Raw genomic sequence first — 2,778 nt, forward strand, 5'->3', positions numbered from 1 at the left:
GCCCGCGACCTGGCCAAGGAGGCCGGCGAGCCCGAGGCGCTGGTGCGCACGACGCTGGCACGGCTGGCCCAGCGCGGGGAACTGTTCCAGGTGGTGAAGGACCTGTACCATGCGCCCCCGGCGATCCAGGCACTGGCAGGGATCGCCAGGGAGTCCGCAGCCGACGGCGACGTGAAGGCCGCGGAGTTCCGCGACCGCAGCGGCCTGGGCCGCAAGCGCGCCATCCAGGTGCTGGAGTTCTTCGACAAGGTCGGACTGCTCCGGCGCGTGGGCGACGCCCATCGGCTGCGGAACGACTGCCAGTTGTTCATCGAACACCCCACACCCCAACAACGGAGAGGCAACGACCCCGGTGGATCGGCCGGACTTCAAATCCGGTGAATGGCGCCATGCGCCGTTGGGTGGGTTCGACCCCCACGCCCCTCCGCCAGCGACATCGGCTGGCCGGCTGCGCGGCCCGATCTTGCGCCTGCGGTGCTCGCCGTACGACAGTACGGCTCCGCTCCTCGGCGCAACCTCGGGCCGCTCGCAACGGCCATCCGATGTCGCTGGCTACTGCGGCCGCCCTAAGGGCGGCAAATTCTTTGACTGCCGGCAGTCCTCTTGGCGCTGGCTCATGCGGCCGCCGCTCGGGCAGCCAGTTCTTTGACTGCGGATAACTCACCCCCAGGAGCTCCCTGATGTCCAGCCTCTTCCACCATGTCAGCCGTGCGCTGCAGGGGATCGCCACCGCCTCGCTGATCATCGCGAGCGGCATCGGTTCCGCGCAGGCTCAGACTCCGCCCCAGGTCCTCCGCGTGACCGCCATTCCCGACGAGTCACCAACCGAACTGGCGCGCAAGTTCGCGCCGCTCGGCAAGTACCTCGAAAAGGAACTCGGCGTGAAGGTCGAATGGACCCCCGTCACCGACTACGCCGCCGCCGTCGAAGCCCTCGCCAACAAGAAGGTCGAACTGGCCTGGTTCGGTGGCTTCACCTTCGTGCAGGCGAACGTGCGCTCCGGCGGCAAGATCGTCCCCCTCGTGCAACGCGAGGAAGACGAAAAATTCCGCTCCGTGTTCATCACCGATACCCAGTCCGGCATCCGCAAGCTCGAGGACCTCAAAGGCAAGACGCTTAGCTTCGGCTCCGCCTCCTCGACCTCCGGCCACCTGATGCCGCGCTCCTTCCTCCTCGCCGCGAAGATCAATCCCGATACCGACCTCAAACGCATCTCCTTCTCCGGCGCGCATGACGCCACCGTCGCCGCAGTCGCGTCCGGCAAGGTCGACGCCGGCGCGCTCAACATCTCCGTCTGGGAAAAACTGGTCGCCGAGAAGAAGGTCGACACCGGCACCCTGAAGGTGTTCTTCACCACCCCGCCGTATTACGACTACAACTGGAGCGTCCACGCCGACCTGCCCGCCGCGACGAAGGAAAAGCTCAAGGCCGCCTTCCTGAAGCTGAGCCCCTCGACGCCGGAAGGCAAGGAGATCCTCGAGCTGCAGCGCGCAACAAAGTTCGTGCCAACCCAGCCGGAGAACTACGCCGGCATCAAGGCGGCCGCCGAGAACGCCGGCCTGCTGAAGTGAGCTGAGACGAGCGCGATGTCCCTGCTGGTGTTGGAGGGCCTGCGACTGCAGGCGGCGCGCGCACGCTGATCGAGCCGCTGTCGCTGCGGATCGAGCCCGGCGAGCAGGTCGCACTGATCGGCGCCTCGGGCGCCGGCAAGACCTCGCTGCTGCATGCGCTGGCCCTGGCCTCGCGCCCCGCCGCTGGCACGCTGCGCCTGGGCGGCCAGGACGGCTGGGCGCTGTCCTCACGCGCACGCCACCAGCTGCGCCGCACGCTGATGCTGGCGCCGCAGCACCCACCGCTGCCCCCACGCCAGCGCGTCGTGACCGCCGTGCTGGCCGGTCGGCTGCCCGGTGCCTCGGTGGCCCGCAGCTTGCGCATGCTGTTCAGCCCCGACCAGGCCCAGGCCCGGCTGGCCTTCGACGCGCTGGACCGGCTGGAGCTCGGCGCCCGGCTCTGGTCGCGCGTGGACCAACTCTCCGGCGGCGAGCGCCAGCGCGTGGCGGTGGCGCGACTGCTGGTGTCCCAGGCACGGCTCTGGCTCGCCGATGAGCCGCTCTCGGCCCTCGATCCGCAGCGCGCGCAGCGGGTGCTCGCCGTCCTGCAGGACGCCGCGCGCGCCCAGGACCGCACCCTCGTGTGCAGCCTGCATCAGGTCGATCTCGCCTGCCGCCTGTTCCCGCGCGTGATCGCGCTGCGCCAGGGCCGACTCGTCTACGACGGCCCGCCGCAGGGCCTCGGCGCCCGCCAGCTGGACGAGATCTACGCCGACCTGCTGAATGAATCCCCCTCGACGCCCGACGACGCGCCGATGACCGCCGCACCGCCGCAGGCGATGTGCCGATGAACGCCGGCAGCGCCGAACGGCACGACGGCCCAGGAAGTGGTCGTGGCGGCGGAGGTGGCACTGACCGCGCGTTGTCATCGACGGCCACGGCGCCGTGGCGGCGCGACCCGGCGGCCGCTCGGCGGGTCGGGCTCGTGGTGGCTGTGCTGGTCGTGCTGTGGCCGCTGCTGGTCTGGTGCGAGTTCCGACCCTGGGAGCTGCTGGACGAGCGCAGCCTGCGCGCGACGATGCGCTTTGCGGGGCAGTTCCTGACGCCGCGCGTGGACCTCGAGTTCCTGACCATGCTCGCCGCCGACACCTGGCGCACCGTGGCGATGGCGACGGTCGGGCTGGCGCTCGCCTGGGTGATCGCGGTGCCGCTGGCGCTGCTGGCGACG

General features: G+C 70.2%; 3 protein-coding genes, 1 tRNA gene and 1 pseudogene. All 5 read left to right on the top strand.

What is annotated here, in order from left to right:
- Window positions 1–381 (top strand): SelB C-terminal domain-containing protein (locus FUT87_RS23210; RefSeq protein ID WP_186830719.1); only part of this gene is annotated, 381 nt, incomplete at its 5' end.
- Window positions 335–430, top strand: a tRNA-Sec gene (locus tag FUT87_RS23215). The genes FUT87_RS23210 and FUT87_RS23215, both read left to right, overlap by 47 nt.
- Before the next feature lie 250 nt (window positions 431–680).
- Window positions 681–1,571 (top strand): putative selenate ABC transporter substrate-binding protein, encoded by an 891-nt coding sequence (locus FUT87_RS23220; RefSeq protein WP_091733968.1) that lies wholly within the window; start codon window positions 681–683, stop codon window positions 1,569–1,571.
- An 83-nt stretch (window positions 1,572–1,654) separates the two neighbouring features.
- Window positions 1,655–2,401 (top strand): phosphonate ABC transporter ATP-binding protein, encoded by a 747-nt coding sequence (locus tag FUT87_RS23225; protein ID WP_255511983.1) that lies wholly within the window; start codon window positions 1,655–1,657, stop codon window positions 2,399–2,401.
- Between the two features lie 134 nt (window positions 2,402–2,535).
- Window positions 2,536–2,778, top strand: a pseudogene (locus FUT87_RS23230) (ABC transporter permease); the annotation flags it as partial.

Source organism: Mitsuaria sp. TWR114, from assembly GCF_007997345.1.